This is a genomic window from Mycobacterium sp. SA01 (assembly GCF_041287105.1).
In the GTDB taxonomy this organism is placed as follows: Bacteria; Actinomycetota; Actinomycetes; order Mycobacteriales; family Mycobacteriaceae; genus Mycobacterium.
This window is the reverse complement of sequence record NZ_JBGGNO010000020.1, coordinates 601,544-616,239: the sequence shown is the minus strand read 5'-3', so window position 1 is coordinate 616,239 and position 14,696 is coordinate 601,544. Positions and strand designations below refer to the sequence as shown.

Below are 14,696 nucleotides of genomic sequence, written 5' to 3'. Positions count from 1 at the left end.
TCCGAATGGCCACCACGGGCAGCGCCGCCTCGCTTTCATCCCCGGACGAACCCATTTCGGCGACCTCTAGTGGAGATCGAGTGATTCGCTGGACCGGGGTGTGGGCGAGGTTGGAGTGGGAGGCGAAGCTTTGAACACCTCTCAGCCAGTAGTGCAACAACAAGTACAGCCGGATCAGTCTGCGAATTCGGCTGTTCCAAATTGGTTACTTATCGCTTTGCCCACCGCTGCCGCACTCTCCAATATCCAACTCCGTATCGCTCTGCTCGCCGTGGTGGTCATCGGCGCAGCAGCCATCGTGATCGCCTATCGCGCAGCCGATAGGGTCCGCTTGACGCTCGCATCTCTGATACTCCCGGTCGGTGGATTGGCTATTGCATTGCGGCCGAACCTTCCAGAGACGCAGACTGCCGCCTTTTACTATGCGCTCGTCTGCGGCGTGATGGCGCTGGTCGTCTCCCAATCGCACTCGAGAACAAGCGCTGTTGTTTCCCTGGTTGACGGGCTGGGACTACTGTTGGTGACCGCCGTAGCGCTCCGATCAGCGGGTATCGGGGGGACAGCCAACGCTCCCGTAGTCATGGATAATTTCCTGACCGGCGGCGAGCGCGTCTTCTTCCCCTTGGCCGGGGCGCTCACCAGCGGGCCAACCCTGGCAGCCGCGTATTTGGTTGCGGCGGTGCTGATAATCCGGCGGACAGATAAGTTCCGTATGTACCGGGTCGTCGCCGCAGTGGCTGCGATCTATGTTCTCGTCCAGGGCGACCGGCGGTCCGCCTTGTTCACAGCCATCCTGCTTCTCGTACTGGCGACGTTCGCACCACGAATTCTGCGCCGGCTCGCACCTTGGGCAATAGGAATTCTGCTGACCAGCCCGTTCATTCTGACTTTCACCGGCGATGTGACGCAGCAACTGAACCTGTGGCAGCGTCTGCAGCGGGTCGGCGAACAAAATTCACAAGCGCTGAACATTCGCCTTCAGGTGTGGTCTCGCAGCATCGACTTTTACCAATACGGAGTGGACTGGTTTCACAAGACCTTTGGGTTCGGAACGTCCGGACAGTATGTCTCCGGCGCCTCGACGACGTATCGACGATTCTTCTCCGGACTTCCGGGCAGCGCGAGCAAATCACCGCACAATTCCGTACTCCAGGCCTTATTCGACGGTGGCTGGATCGCTGCTCTGGCTTTCTTGATGACCGTGGCGTGGCTTGCCGTTGTCATAGCACGCCGCAACTCTGAAGTCGATGTTGCCAGTTTGTCGATGCTCACGTTATTGGCGAGCGTGGGAAGCACAGAAGCTCTTCTGGCCCCTGGATATGTACAGCCTGTGTGGTTCACCCTGGTGGCACTCGGCATGATCGGGTTTGCCTCTGACAGTCCGGCGACGCTATCCCCAGGGACGCCCACACCCGATGGTGCGCGGGAACCAAATCGCAAAGCCCGAGCAGTAACCCCACGCATCTGAGGTGCGCCGTGTTCGTCTTCTGGGGATTACGTCATCGTGGGCGTTTTTTGCGCACCACTTCATCGGCAACCTCAAGAAAATACTTCGCGAACAGATTGACGTCGTAGTTGTCGTGGTAATGACTTCGTACGATGCGACTCTGTGAGTCGACCGCATTCGGATCGGCCAGTGCGTCGATTGCCCGCGCCAATCCATCGACGTCGTCAACACCTGTCACATTGAGGCCTGCGGGCTGGTACTCGGGCAACGCACCACCCGTCGATACGAGAGTTGGAATTCCAAGTTGCATCGACAGAAGCTGAACTCCGCTCTGAGACGCGCCCTCGGTGTGATGAACGATCGACCCCTTAGCCCGCGCGAATTCGCCGACGACGTCCTCGTAGCTGAACTGTCCAGGTATCCAGCGAGCGTGGGGTGGCAACGGTTCGGGAACCTCGCCCTCCCCGTAAAAAATTAGCTCATCGCCGCGCCATGCGCTGCTGGCCGTGTGAGCCTGCCAGGCCGCAAGGATCACAGCGTGATTCTTGTAGGGGTCCTGGCGCCCGAACACGATGAAGTTTCTCCGTTCGCCGGCCGGAATCGGCTCAGGGACGAGCGCCGGGTCCAGGTCACTGTGCAGGGGCACCACCCGCAGCCGCGAAGCGTCTTTACCCTGGACGATCAGGCGTGACGCCACATAGTCGCTGAACGCCACAATTGCGTCCGCATTGTCGTTCCAGCGATTGAACGCCAGCCGGTTCCAGATGGGAAGCCGATGCTTCTCATCGTGGGGGTCAGCGTCGTGGACCAGATTTATTCGCGGAGTCGAGCCCGCGAACGCTCGCCAGCGGGGGTCCGCCAGCAATTCTGTGACAACGAGTTCGGGTCTGAACTTCTTGACCTCTCGGTATGTCCGGTAACACGGGACCCAGTCCTTCCACGGCACCGGACGCCCCAGCAGGACCGTCTCGTAATCCCGCACCGGCCCAAAGTGCTTGGAAAAGCCCCGATTCGACGTGATCAGCATCATTTCCACGCCGACGTCGCGAAGGTGTTCCTCACGTATGTGTGCCATGGCACGAAAAGCATTGGTAAGCCAGAGAATCCGCATTGAAGACCTGTCTCGCGCGCCGAGTTAGACTTCCTGCCATCCCATGTCGCGGACTGCCGGCCACCGATCTGACTGCCCGTGATGCGTCCAGGGGTTATCGTGAATTTCGCTTATGAGTATCTCTGGAAACAGCTCCCGGCCAACGTCATTTCGCATGAAGAAGACATTGAATCCGTGCCGGTGTGCGCCGATCAGGCGGTAACCTTTGGCCGCGCTGAGTCTCGACATCGCGAGGAGTGACACCGACCTGAAATCCTGGTGCTCTTCGGGAAGGTCCCGATAATTGAAATCGGGTACGTACGGAATCGTCAGACTCAGATCACCAGGGATGATGTCGTTGGTCTCGAAGACGCAGATTCGAGGCTGGATTACGTCGATGGCATCCCAAATGTGCCAGTCGTTACCGTCGATATCGAGTGAGAAGACATCGACCTCGCCGGCCGCGCCTGCCGATGCCAGGACCTCGTTGACGTTGGCTCGGGTGATCCACGATTGCTTGAGTTCCGGTCGTATGAGGTGACAATCCTTTTTCGACCGGTAGAAAGCGTCGGCGGCATTGATGTTCGATGATGAGCCGTCGAACAGGTAGCCCTTATATCCGTGGTTCAGTATCAGATTGGATGACATGTTGACGGCGCCAGTTCCGCAGCCAATTTCGACAACTCGCCTGGTCTTCATCCCGATGCCGGCTAGCACGTAAAGCAGGATGCCGTCCTCTTCGAACTCTGAGTAGCAGCGGAATCCAGCATCACTGATCGATTCAAACGGCGCGACGCCGGCGCGGAATTGAGCCCGGTATTGCGCGAGGAGGCCGATCTGCAACTGCTGATTGATCGATTCGCTATCGAGAAGACCGCGCGCCCACTCGTAAGCTTCACGGGCCTTCGGCAGGCGCGCGATCGCACCGCGGACTCGATTTGACATGAACTCCCCCATCCGATTTTCACTGCCACGGCGGCTACTCACCTCATGGTGACAACGTAACGCGAGAACACCGCCAGCGCGCCACCTGCGACTGCATATCAGGCATCGTTCACAGACTCGAGAAGCCCGGTCAAGTTGATGAACCGGTCGGCCGCAAACGTGTCATCATCGTCGCGGCTGAACATCTGCTTGAGCTGCAGCGCGAAACAGTCCATCAGATCGGAGTAGGACTCCCGGGCATAGACGATGACCGCCGGTCCGTCCCCTCTACCCATCCTGACGTAGTTCGCCAATCCGACCGGCAATTCGATGAAGCCGTTCTCGCACTCCACGCGGATCTTGTTGGCGGTCGCCCCAACCCGGCTCAACTTGAAGTGGCCTGGAATGTCCCGGCTTTCACGACGGAACGAGACCCGCGCCTCCAGCTCGTTCGAAGGCTCGGGGCAGTCCCTCTCGGTACGGGCATCCGTCACCTCGAGACCCCCCGTATCCAAACCCGCGACATAGAGAAGCATGTCAAGAGTGTGAGACCCGGTGTCGAACAGCACGCCACCGTGGGGGTCCTTATAGACGTAGCTCGACTTCGACTGCCACGCAAAACGGCCACCTTCGTACGCGCTCACGCCGGTTACCTGGCCGAGTATCCCGGATTCGATCAAGGCCCGGCCCAGCTGGACAGACGGAATGCAGCGACGAAAGTGCGCGACGAAAAGCCTGCTGTTTCGTTCTGTGGCGAGCTCGGCGAGGTACTCGGCATCGGCCTTGCGGCCGACAAACGGCTTCTCGCAGATCACAGTCCGGCCGTCCGCCAAGAACTTCTCGACCAGCCCCCGATGGGTCCCAGGCGGCGTCGCGACGATCACGATGTCGCAGTCCGCCATAATCTGCTCCTGCGACGAGGCCACAGCTCCGCTGAGCGCTGCCACGTGGGCAGCAGCCTCTGTATCCAGGTCATTGACGCGAGCCAAATGTACGTCGGGATAATAAGCGAGAGCGGGCAGATAGTTCATCTGTACGACCGCACCACAACCAATGATGCCCAATCTTTGTTGCGAGGTCATTCTCGGCCGTCTCCTTGGGTGGCGTTTGAGCTGAACAGAGTATCGTAGTCAATTCTTTCGAAGACCTCGAGGTGCCCACCGACGGTCGCATTCCTGACCGGTATTCCCTGCGTATCCAGAAATCGCCGGGCCTCGATGTACGATTGCTCCATACGCGCGAGGTTCGGGTCGTGCCAACGATAACCTTTACCGAAATAGTCGGGATGAATGTGATTGACGTCATCCCCCTGCGACGTGATCACGAAATCCTTCACGTCCTTCGGTACCTGGTAGTTGTGATCGAATCCAATCAGGTATATCTCGCTGCAGCCGAGATAATATGCGAGCTGAAGGTTCAACACGCTAACAGTGCCGCCCCAGTACACAATTTTTTGGAAATCAGAGGTGAATCTCGGGAATGGTTGGTAGTCCCTGACGAAGTTGATGAAGATGGTGTTGCGGCTTTCCCGTAGGCAGTACAGGAGGTCACGTGGGAAGATCTTCGTCGGCCGCGCGAGCGCGCACAGCTCAGCGGCACGATCCTCGGCCACGAGTCGATCCTCGACGGTGAGGAAAGTCGGGATGAAACCCATGGTGTCCCACGATAAGTACTGCGCGTTGCTGCCGATCGTGACTTCGTCCTTCAACAGGCCGAGATCGCATTTCAGCAGGCTAGGACCATTGCCCATCACAAAACAGCGCCTCCCAGCGAACATCCCGTTCAGACCGGCCAACTCCGACTGACTCCGCCTGCCAGCGGGGGTCACCGACCAGACGAGTTCGGTGATTGCCTTCTGATACTTGGTCTTCTCGCGCTGAAGGCGCCCCAGTATCCGTGTGGATGTGTTTCCCATCGTCCCCCCTGGATTCAAATTCGCATGCCTGATTGCAAAATAGTCACGACAAACGATGCGAGCAGCACCGCCGCCGGAATGACAGAACAAGATTTCTCGTATGCCACCGGCCTGAGGTTGAATTCTCGATAGGAGAACCTTGCCGCGTACCAGGAATAGAAACCGTAATAGCCTGCGATGATCCCCACCGGAAATGCATAGGCGCCCAGCACCTTGAGTAATCCAAAACTCACAGCCAAGTAGATGGTACCGCTTACACCATTGGCGATGTGCCACACGATGTGGTTGGTCGTGCTGTAAAGCTGGATGTGCATCGCACCGAATCGCTCCGCGAAGAATCCCAGGCCCATCAAAGTCCACAACAGGGAGGTCGGAAAAGCGGCGTTGCTGCCGATCAGGCGCAGTAGCGGTTGAACGACGAACTCGATGCCCAGAAATCCGACCACAAATGCCCAGTGGGACAGCCGCATACCGCGCTGCGCGATCTGCAACAACTCGTCTTTCTTGCCCTCTGCGTAAAGCCGCGAGTAGACGGGTATCTTGCTGTAAAAGGGCGCCTGGGAGAACTGCGTGAGAATCTGCATGAAACGCATACCCAGCAGGTAACTCGCGACACTCGCGGTGCTGCCCACCTGGGCGTAGATGATCCCGCTCGACTGGATCACCCCGTAGCTCAACAGGACACCGACACCGCTGCGCCAGGCGCTGGGCCACACAGCGTTGAAGATCTGCCTGTTGAACGGCCGCTTGGTGAACCCGCGCATCATCGCGCCATTGGCCGACCGGGCAAGCCAGCCGTTTCGGACGACCTTGAGTAGTTGCCAAGACTGATTCGCGATGACTAGCGCGAGAAGCCCGCCCCCGAGGTACAGCACCAGGAAGCTGGAGAGAATAGCTCCGAGTGCGGCCATGGTGTCCCAGCGCCTTAGTAGCGCAACCTGATTCAGGCCCATCAAGTAAGAGACGTACTTCTCTCCCCAGAATGAGATATAGGAGACTCCCAGGACGGCGGCCCAGGCCAGCCACGCTGAGCGAGGGTCTTGCAGTTGTGAGATCGGCCGGTTGAGCGCCAGGGATCCGACAACAAGAAGCAACAACGTCCAGGCCAGACCCAGCCATAGGTAGATCGAACTCATCGTCGAGTAGACCCGGTTCAGATCGTCCCGGTCGAGGACTCCAGTGCCGCTCTTGCTGGGACGCCTCAGATCGTCCACGCCGATTCCGCCGAAAAGGTAGGTGATGATCCTGCTAAAAGTGGGGCTGAAGCCGATATCGACCACGTGCTGCAGGCCGAGAAATGTCGCGATGAGATACCAGACGACGATCTCCTGCGTGCTGAACCGCGTGAGAACCAAAGGGAGTACGACGACGGCGCTGAGAGAGTTGGCGAGGAGGCTGCCCCAAGTCGTGTAGGTCGGAGAATTCCAGACCCGCGACAACATCGCCCGCAACCCTCAGCGCTCCTCGTCGATCGCGGGCGAAATCGTCGGTCGGGTGAAAATTGGACGCCGACGGTCGGCGAAGTCAGCACCGAGATCTGCGGTGGCAACCGTCGCCGAGGCCAGTGATGATGTGTCCATGGTCTGCCGCTCAGGCTACGATAGAAACGCCGGTCAAACACCCGCTGGGGCGACATCGCCCGATTCCGAAGCCATGACGTCCTATGCTTGAAGCTGAGCTTTTCGCTCGTTCGGTCGCCTATCACGGCGAAGGCCCCTTCTGGGACGAACACACGGACCGACTCCTGTTCGTCGATGCCTTGGCAGGAACGGTGGTGTCTATAGATGGTGCCGGCAACTGCATTCGCCACCAGTTGCCGAGCCCGGTCGTGACAATCATTCGGCGCAGGGCTGCGGGAGGCTACGCGGTGGCGACCGAACACGGCGTCGCGATTTGCGACGAATCTTTCGCGATTTGCCGACCGATAGCCGAGCTGACCTCAGACGCGGCCTTGCGCACCAACGACGGTGGTTGCGACCCTCTTGGCGATTTCATCGTCGGCACGATGGCCTACGCGACGACGCCCGGAGCTGGCTCGGTTTTCCGAGTATCGGCCGACCATAAAGTAAGCAAAGTACTTGATGGAGTGTCGATTTCGAACGGTGTGCAGTGGTCGTCGGACGGTTCGAAGGTATTCTACGTCGACACGCCCACCCGGCGGGTGGTCGCCTTCGATGTCGACGCTCAAACCGGCGCCTGGTTCGGTCGGCGGAGCCATGTGTCAATCAGACAGCCCGACGCGTTTCCCGACGGATTGGCCATCGACGAAGAAGGTGGGCTCTGGGTCGCCCTATGGGGCGGCGGCGGCGTGAACCATTACGACGCCGCGGGTCGTCATGTCGAAACGATCAGCGTGCCGGGCGTTTCGCAGGTGAGTTCGTGTGCCTTCGGCAGCCGTGACCGCGGCACGCTGTTCATCACAACTTCCCGCCAAGGCCTCCTCGCCGAAGATGAGCCGCTTGCGGGGTCGGTTTTCGCAGTTCAGACCCAATCTCGCGGCGCACCGCTGGCCGAGTTCGCCGGGTGACACGCGGTGCTATCCTCAGGGCTCAAGCGTTGTCGGGTCCTGGAATGCCCGATTACTTTGGGGGCGAAATACCATGAAGCGGGTCGCCATAATTGGCGCGGCTGGTTACGTTGGCCTGGAGTTGGCTAGGCAGTTGCGTGGCGTCGATTACCAGGTCAATGCGATCACCCGGGAGAACGGGCGATTCCTGCTCCGCGATTCGGGCTTCAAAGTTGTTGCCCCCGAAGCAATCGAATCACTGGGCAATGTCGATGTCGTAATCAATCTCGCCTATCCGACCTCAGGACCTCCGCAGTACTTTCCAGCCAGGAATAAGGAGATTCTAGGCCAGATCAAGGCCCTAGCCGGGCCGAACACCCGCCTCATCCATGTGAGCACTCAGGCCGTTTTCGGCTACGGCTTCGAAAGGCCGATATCGACCGGACCAGTTGCGCCGGTGCGCGATTACGCTTACATCGAGGCCAAGGTTCAGCTTGAGAATCTGATTCTCGACGAATTCCAGTCCAACAGCATCCAAATCGTGCGACTCGGCAATATCTGGGGCCCCGGTTCGCCGAACTGGACAGTCGCGCTGGCGAACAAGGTTCTCTTTGGTCTTCCGGTCGCCGTCGAGGGGATCGACGGATACTGCAACGCCACAGACGTCGCCAACGCAGCCTCCTACCTGTCGTTCCTGGTCGATCGGGATGAGCTTCGTGGATCGCACTTCTATCACCTGGCCGAAATGTCACCGTACCGATGGAGTGCGTGGATCGAGCGGATCGAAGCGGCGCTCGGACAGAAAGCCGTGCGCCTGCCGCGCTTGCACCGAGATCCTCTGGGTTTGAAAGAAGAAGTGCGGGAGGCATTTTCCTCGCTGCGGCCAGGACCGCTCTACCGAAGTCTGTCCGGCGGCCGTATCGGCGGGTCGGGATTGCGGACGTTGATCAGGGGCATGGGCGAACGCCGGTTCGACACAGTGAAAAAACGCATCACCAAGGCACTTCCCTCGGGTTACAGCTTGACCGTCATCGAGAGAACGGTCTTGAACATCATGAGTGCCGAGACGCAGTTCGAAACACACGTCCTCGATCAATGGAGTCCGCCGGTGGATTTCGAAGAGTCATGGTCCCGGGTCGAGGACTGGATGGTCGCCGCCGGTTACACGATCAGCAGGCTAAAAAATTGCTGATTTCGGTGGTTGTGTGTACATACAACCCCGCTGACGATGTGTTGGCCAGGGCCCTGGACGCGATCCTTTCGCAGGACTTGGACCGAGCGGCTTGGGAACTCCTCGTCGTCGACAACAACAGCAGCCCGCCCGTCAGCACCCGGCCGCGCTTCGCCGACCGCGGCGTGCGTATGGTCGTCGAGCCTCAACAGGGTCTCTCCAAGGCCCGTGAGTGCGGGCTGAGCCACACCCAAGGCTCGATCTTGGTATTCGTTGACGACGACAACCTCCTTGCGCCGGATTACCTGAGGCAAGTGAGCGCCATATTCACCGACCCGAAGATCGGTGTGGTCAGCGGCGCGATCGAGCCCGAGTACCGGAAACAGCCGCCGCCGTGGATAACTCACTTCGAGAACATGCTGGCGGTTCGCCGCCTGGAGATCGACGATGCGCATCTCGCCGACGCGCCACCGTACAACGAGCACTTCGCCATCGGCGCGGGAATGGCTGTCCGTCGGGAAGTCATCGAGGGCTACTATCGATCCATCGCCGAGGGCAGCGCGTATGTGCCGGGACGTGTTGGTACACAGCTGTCCTCGTCGGAGGACGTCGATCTGGATTTCTATGCGATAAGCAAAGGCTATCGTGTCGGAACCGTCGGGGCCCTCGCCTTGCGGCATGTCATACCTGCCGATCGCACCACCGTTGACTACTTTTCCAGGCTGGCGGTGGCGTCCGTGAGAAGTGCTGCCGAGGTGAATGCGAAGTGGTCACCGACGTTCGGCGGAAACGTCATCGAACTGTTCGGTACCTCAAGGCGAGAGCTCCGTATCAAGTGTGCGCTTGCAGCCCCGTTGCGATTCAACCCGAAATTCAGGATTAGATACCACTTCTATCGGTCCGTCCTCGACGCGCTCGACGGTCACTCCGCGAGCCGCCGTCCCTGATCACCGGAGCAACTACTTCTTCGCCCAGGCGCAGAACCCGTGGTTCACATAGACATGGGTGCACAGGAATCGGTATTCGCGAAAAGATATGCGGCCGCGCCCTTTTCGGTGCGGAGCCAGTAGGTACCGCAGCGCAATCAGGGGAACTGCCGCGACATTGGTGATCATCGCCAGCGCGTTGTGGAGCTTGGGGAAATAGTCGATCAAATAGAATGTGAGGAGTTGCCAGAGCACCCCGCCGTACCCTTGATTGCCGGGTAAGAACAGGCGATACTCCGAGAACCGGCCCTCAAGCAGTCGACCGACCTCAGCCATGGTGAACCGGTGGAAATCCATGAGGTCGTGCACTTCCCAAAAAAATGGGACATAGATGAAGACCTCGCCCCCCGGCTTGAGGATTCGATGGATGTTATCCATCGCCAGCCAATACTCTTCGACGTGCTCCAAGATTGCGTCCAGGTAGACGGCGTCGTAGGTCTCCGACTCGATTTTCGAATGACAAATATCGTCGACCAGGTCCGGCTGATAGTCATCAACCACATCGGTCGACACGATCCGCGTGTTCGGATTCGTCGACAGGTCCCGCAACTGGCGGTGACTTCGCGACTGGGCGTTTCGCCCGCCTACGTCCAACACAAGATCCCGCGAAGCCACTTGCTGCTCATACTTATGGCGGGCCTCAGGCCGGAAATCAATCGCATGACGGACCCCGTAGAAGTAGTCCTGAAGTGCCCCATCGGGAGAATCCATGGCATTCAAGGTATCAGTCCGTCAACTAGCCGGTCGTGCGAGCGGACCGACTGGTAGCGAGTTGTCACGACATCCCGCGGCACTCGAACCTGCTGTACGCCAACGACTGTCGGCTGCGATTCCATCCGTCGCCCGTTTTCCGCAATCGACTATTTCGTGGCGACCAGGAAGACGTCTGTGTGAAAGAGAAGTGCCCTCAAGATCGGCCGAGGGACCCGACGTCCCCCGATGAGGCGCTCCATCGCCGTCAAGTATCTGTACAGCCAACCTCCGCGCAGCAAGAACGGGAACTTCGCCCGGATGGGAGCCGGGGGGACATAGACCGCGTGCACCCGCCGGAAGCCGGCTCGCCGGGCCAATGCTCCGAGCTCAGCATGGGTGTATTCCTTGAGGTGCATGAAGCGAGCGCGGTCGTAGGCGAATACGCGGGACAAGTCCGCGGGACCCATGAAGACGTGCGGGGTATTGAACACGTAGAAGCCGCGTGGTCTGAGCAATTCGACGGCGCCTCGGAAGTGCCGTTCGACGTCATCCGGGTGCAGGTGTTCGATCACCTGCGTGGAGAGAACAGCATCGTAGAGTCGGCCGGCTTCGTAGTCCTCGAGATGGACACCGTCCGTCGCATGCCACTGCACCGATCCGTCCTGGCGGGTTCCTCCGCGTTCTTCGGTGATGTCAGTCGCGACGCACGGGCGGCCGTGGTCACTCAGATACCGCGATAATGATCCGGCACCCGATCCAATTTCGATGACACTCGATCCGGCAGGTATCAGTTTAAGAAAATGACCGAATTCCAGGTCAGCATTTCCGACGCTTGCCGAGGAGGTTCCCGCCAGCCACGGCAGATCGTGATACAGCGTGTCATAACTTTCCACCCATACCGCCGTGCGATTGTCCGGTCGCGACGTCAGTAGGCGCTCCGTTAGGCGTCGTTCAAGTTCGGCGTGCTGTTCGACCATCTCTTTAGTGATAGCCACGCTCGGAGGTAGGGCGTAATTCTGTCGGTACCGATTAACGATCTCGTCCGTGACGATGGGCACTCGGAATTCTTCGTCCGGACTACTCACGGATCCCCTCCACTTTCGGCGTGTTACCGCCACGTTGACGCATTGCCATCTTCACACGACACCTCGAGGTAGGCATGCATCCGGTCAGGAGTATAGGGGCCGAGTGGAAGTCAGGCATATGCGCGGAACCGCTGTCCGGCCGCGGATCAAGCATCGAGCCAATGGGAAAGGCCGGGGGCTGGCTCCGGTGCCCGCAACCCTCAAGACTGAGGCCGAAAGGCTGCGTAAATATCCAGCCGGGTTTGCTGCCCTGAAGTGCGGCTGCAGTGCAATAATGCCCGCCGTGGACATCCAACTTCCCGTTGCTGGAGGAGGCGCACGATGATAGCGTTCTACTGCCGGGAAGAGCCAGCTGACAAGGGGTCTTAGCTGGGGACTGGCTGGGGGCCGAAGGCCGGGGGAACTCAAAACGTGAACGCAGCAGCCATCTGGCCCGCACAATGTTCGCGGCGACGTCTCAGTGATGTACTCCGCCAGCGTTTGACTGCATTCAGGAAGTTGACGCAACCAGTAGGCGTCGACCGCAAAATTCTGGGGGCGTAGTGCGACGTCGGGCTGTGTTGACGGGTGGTGCGGGCTTTGTCGGCTCGCATTTGGCCGAGGCGCTGCTCGCGCATGACATCGATGTGATCTGCCTCGACAACTTCGTAACCGGCAAACCCGAGAACGTCGCTCATTTGCAGGGCCGAGACGGCTTCAAGCTAATCAAGACCGACGTCAGCGACTTCATCTCGATCCCGGGGCCGGTCGATTACGTCCTGCACTTCGCGTCCCCCGCCTCGCCGATCGACTACGCACAACTCCCGATTCAGACGTTGAAGGCGGGTTCACTCGGAACGCTTCATACTCTCGGCTTGGCGAAGGAGAAAGGCGCTCGCTATCTGCTGGCCTCCACGTCGGAGACATATGGCGATCCGCATGTGCATCCTCAGCCCGAGAGTTACTGGGGCAACGTCAATCCTGTGGGCCCACGCTCTTGTTATGACGAAGCAAAACGCTTCGCCGAAGCCGCTACTACCGCATACCGCACCAAGCACGGCGTTAATACCGCCATCATGCGGATTTTCAATACATACGGCCCGCGGATGCGTCCGGATGACGGTCGCGCTATTCCCGCTTTCGTCAACCAGGCTTTGGCCGGCGTGCCGATGACGGTTCACGGCGACGGCAGCCAGACCCGATCGGTCTGTTACGTCGACGACCTCGTCGAAGGCGCGATACGACTGTTGTTCTCCGACCTCGCCGGTCCGGTCAACATCGGCAACCCACACGAATTGACCATGCTGGAGCTGGCCGAACAGATCCGCGAGATCACCGGGTCCGACTCGCCGATCGAGTTCTACGAGCGGCCGCGGGATGATCCGTCCCAGCGCCAGCCCGACATCACCCTGGCTCGAACCGAATTGCAGTGGGAGCCCCAAGTCGACGTCACCGAGGGCTTGACGAAGACCATTTCCTGGTTCCGCGATCAAATGCACGGTGATTTCACCGCCGGTTCGCCGGCGTCCTACTCAATCCAGGAAGTACAGGAACATCCCCGACACAAAGTCGCTGTAATCGGAACCGGTTACGTGGGCGCTGTGACCTCCACCTGCTTGGCGTTTCTAGGGCACTCGGTCTGCGGCCTCGACAGCGACTCGATGCGGACCAGCCAGCTCAATCAAGGCCAGGCACCCTTCGTCGAGCCCGGTTTGCCGGAGATGTTGAAAGCCGCGCTGTCGACCGGTCGGCTCCAGTTCACCGATCGTCCCGCAGACGCGCTGTCCGACGCCGACTTCGTGTTTCTCTGTGTGGGGACTCCCCCAGGTCCAGAAGGCGCTCCCGACCTTTCGCAGCTGGAAGGAGCAATCCAGTCGTTGGCGCCGTACCTGCGCGCAGGCGTGGTGATTGTCAATAAGTCCACTGTTCCAGTTGGATCCGGCAACTGGACCCGCACGATCCTGGAAGACGCCCTGGGGGACGACCGGGAACTCTCGTTCCATGTCGTGTCCAACCCGGAGTTCCTGCGCGAGGGGTGCGCGCTGGACGACTTCCTGTACCCGGACCGGATCGTGCTGGGAGGCGCAGCCGCCGATGTCAACCACGTCGCCGAGCTGTACGCACCGGTACTTGATCAGTCATTCGAGGGTGGACGCCGGACTCTTCGGCCAGCACTGATCACGACGGACCTCGCGTCCGCCGAGATGATCAAGTACGCGGCAAATGCCTTCCTGGCCACCAAGATCAGTTTCGCCAACGAAATGGCACAGATGTGCGAGCTGTTCGGTGCCGACGTCCGCCAGGTGTTGCCTGCGATCGGAGCCGACCACCGGATTGGCAGTGCCTTCCTCAATCCCGGCGTGGGCTGGGGCGGCTCCTGCTTCGGTAAGGATGTCGCCGCGCTGATTTCGACCAGCCAGGAGTACGGCTATACGCCATCGATGCTGCAAGCGACGGTGGGTATCAACAAGTCGCAGCGTGCGAGTGTCGTCCGCAAGCTTCAGCGAGAGCTCCATGTACTCAAGGGCCGGCGGATCGCGCTTCTTGGCCTGACGTTCAAGCCCGGGACCGACGATCTGCGTGACGCGCCGGCTTTGGACATCGCCCGTCGCCTGCTCGCTGCCGGAGCTGTGGTGTCGGCATTCGATCCGGTCGTCAAGTCGTTGCCTGACGAATTGTCGTCCATCCGCATAACACATGATGCCTACGAGGCAGCCGACCGAGTTGACGCTGTTGTCGTGACGACAGAATGGCCGGAGTTCCGGTCGATCGACCCTGCTGGGCTTCGTCGGGTCATGCGCGGCGACTTGGTCGTCGATGGAAGGAATTGCCTGTCGGAAGCCGATTTTGTCGGATCGGGTCTCCGACTGATCGGCTTCGGCTGGTGACGCGGTAAGTGA

13 protein-coding genes are annotated in these 14,696 nt (G+C 59.7%); 5 read left to right on the top strand and 8 right to left on the bottom strand.

Annotation, left to right across the window (positions count from 1 at the left end; all coding sequences use genetic code 11):
- The first annotated feature begins 130 nt into the window (after window positions 1-130).
- Entirely contained in the window at window positions 131-1,468 is a 1,338-nt protein-coding gene (locus AB4879_RS22155; protein WP_370509297.1) for an O-antigen ligase family protein, read from the top strand.
- Between the two features lie 31 nt (window positions 1,469-1,499).
- Here AB4879_RS22155 and AB4879_RS22150 read toward each other — a convergent pair whose 3' ends face one another.
- The 6 genes from AB4879_RS22150 to AB4879_RS22125 all read right to left on the bottom strand — a co-directional run bounded on the left by AB4879_RS22150 (window position 1,500) and on the right by AB4879_RS22125 (window position 6,956).
- Window positions 1,500-2,558 carry a glycosyltransferase gene (locus AB4879_RS22150; RefSeq protein WP_370509296.1) on the bottom strand — a complete coding sequence of 353 codons (1,059 nt, stop codon included), beginning with the start codon at window positions 2,556-2,558 and terminating at the stop codon, window positions 1,500-1,502.
- Between the two features lie 24 nt (window positions 2,559-2,582).
- Entirely contained in the window at window positions 2,583-3,494 is a 912-nt protein-coding gene (locus AB4879_RS22145; protein ID WP_370509295.1) for a hypothetical protein, read from the bottom strand.
- Window positions 3,495-3,580: 86 nt separating this feature from the next.
- On the bottom strand, window positions 3,581-4,543 hold the full coding sequence (locus tag AB4879_RS22140; RefSeq protein ID WP_370509294.1) for a Gfo/Idh/MocA family protein: 963 nt from the start codon (window positions 4,541-4,543) through the stop codon (window positions 3,581-3,583).
- On the bottom strand, window positions 4,540-5,376 hold the full coding sequence (locus AB4879_RS22135) for a 6-hydroxymethylpterin diphosphokinase MptE-like protein (RefSeq protein ID WP_370509293.1): 837 nt from the start codon (window positions 5,374-5,376) through the stop codon (window positions 4,540-4,542). The genes AB4879_RS22140 and AB4879_RS22135 overlap by 4 nt, the downstream gene beginning before the upstream one ends.
- A gap of 14 nt (window positions 5,377-5,390) precedes the next feature.
- Window positions 5,391-6,818 (bottom strand): hypothetical protein, encoded by a 1,428-nt coding sequence (locus AB4879_RS22130; protein ID WP_370509292.1) that lies wholly within the window; start codon window positions 6,816-6,818, stop codon window positions 5,391-5,393.
- Between the two features lie 12 nt (window positions 6,819-6,830).
- Complete coding sequence (locus AB4879_RS22125; RefSeq protein ID WP_370509291.1) at window positions 6,831-6,956, bottom strand: hypothetical protein; 126 nt, start codon at window positions 6,954-6,956, stop codon at window positions 6,831-6,833.
- An 83-nt stretch (window positions 6,957-7,039) separates the two neighbouring features.
- Between AB4879_RS22125 and AB4879_RS22120 the strand changes: the two genes are divergently transcribed.
- From AB4879_RS22120 to AB4879_RS22110, 3 genes are all read left to right on the top strand, one after another.
- Window positions 7,040-7,903: an SMP-30/gluconolactonase/LRE family protein gene (locus AB4879_RS22120; RefSeq protein WP_370509290.1), complete on the top strand. Its 864-nt coding sequence runs from the start codon at window positions 7,040-7,042 to the stop codon at window positions 7,901-7,903.
- 73 nt (window positions 7,904-7,976) lie between these two features.
- Complete coding sequence (locus AB4879_RS22115) at window positions 7,977-9,074, top strand: NAD-dependent epimerase/dehydratase family protein (protein WP_370509289.1); 1,098 nt, start codon at window positions 7,977-7,979, stop codon at window positions 9,072-9,074.
- Complete coding sequence (locus tag AB4879_RS22110; protein ID WP_370509288.1) at window positions 9,068-10,000, top strand: glycosyltransferase; 933 nt, start codon at window positions 9,068-9,070, stop codon at window positions 9,998-10,000. Before AB4879_RS22115 ends, AB4879_RS22110 begins: the two co-directional genes overlap by 7 nt.
- Before the next feature lie 12 nt (window positions 10,001-10,012).
- Here the strand turns inward: AB4879_RS22110 and AB4879_RS22105 are convergent, their stop codons facing one another.
- Together AB4879_RS22105 and AB4879_RS22100 are read right to left on the bottom strand one after the other, a co-directional pair.
- Complete coding sequence (locus tag AB4879_RS22105) at window positions 10,013-10,750, bottom strand: methyltransferase domain-containing protein (protein WP_370509287.1); 738 nt, start codon at window positions 10,748-10,750, stop codon at window positions 10,013-10,015.
- Window positions 10,751-10,899: 149 nt separating this feature from the next.
- A complete protein-coding gene (locus tag AB4879_RS22100; RefSeq protein WP_370509286.1) occupies window positions 10,900-11,709 on the bottom strand; it encodes a class I SAM-dependent methyltransferase in 810 nt (269 codons plus the stop codon).
- A gap of 665 nt (window positions 11,710-12,374) precedes the next feature.
- Between AB4879_RS22100 and AB4879_RS22095 the strand changes: the two genes are divergently transcribed.
- Window positions 12,375-14,684: a UDP-glucuronate decarboxylase gene (locus tag AB4879_RS22095; protein ID WP_370509285.1), complete on the top strand. Its 2,310-nt coding sequence runs from the start codon at window positions 12,375-12,377 to the stop codon at window positions 14,682-14,684.
- The last annotated feature ends 12 nt before the right edge of the window (window positions 14,685-14,696 follow it).

Excerpts from the sequence above, each read along its gene's own strand:
- AB4879_RS22150 (WP_370509296.1), bottom strand. The coding sequence starts at position 2,558 with ATGCGGATTCTCTGGCTTACCAATGCTTTTCGTGCCATGGCACACATA.
- AB4879_RS22145 (WP_370509295.1), bottom strand. The coding sequence starts at position 3,494 with ATGGGGGAGTTCATGTCAAATCGAGTCCGCGGTGCGATCGCGCGCCTG.
- AB4879_RS22140 (WP_370509294.1), bottom strand. The coding sequence starts at position 4,543 with ATGACCTCGCAACAAAGATTGGGCATCATTGGTTGTGGTGCGGTCGTA.
- AB4879_RS22135 (WP_370509293.1), bottom strand. The coding sequence starts at position 5,376 with ATGGGAAACACATCCACACGGATACTGGGGCGCCTTCAGCGCGAGAAG.
- AB4879_RS22130 (WP_370509292.1), bottom strand. The coding sequence starts at position 6,818 with ATGTTGTCGCGGGTCTGGAATTCTCCGACCTACACGACTTGGGGCAGC.
- AB4879_RS22125 (WP_370509291.1), bottom strand. The coding sequence starts at position 6,956 with ATGGACACATCATCACTGGCCTCGGCGACGGTTGCCACCGCAGATCTC.
- AB4879_RS22120 (WP_370509290.1), top strand. The coding sequence starts at position 7,040 with ATGCTTGAAGCTGAGCTTTTCGCTCGTTCGGTCGCCTATCACGGCGAA.
- AB4879_RS22115 (WP_370509289.1), top strand. The coding sequence starts at position 7,977 with ATGAAGCGGGTCGCCATAATTGGCGCGGCTGGTTACGTTGGCCTGGAG.
- AB4879_RS22105 (WP_370509287.1), bottom strand. The coding sequence starts at position 10,750 with ATGGATTCTCCCGATGGGGCACTTCAGGACTACTTCTACGGGGTCCGT.
- AB4879_RS22100 (WP_370509286.1), bottom strand. The coding sequence starts at position 11,709 with ATGGTCGAACAGCACGCCGAACTTGAACGACGCCTAACGGAGCGCCTA.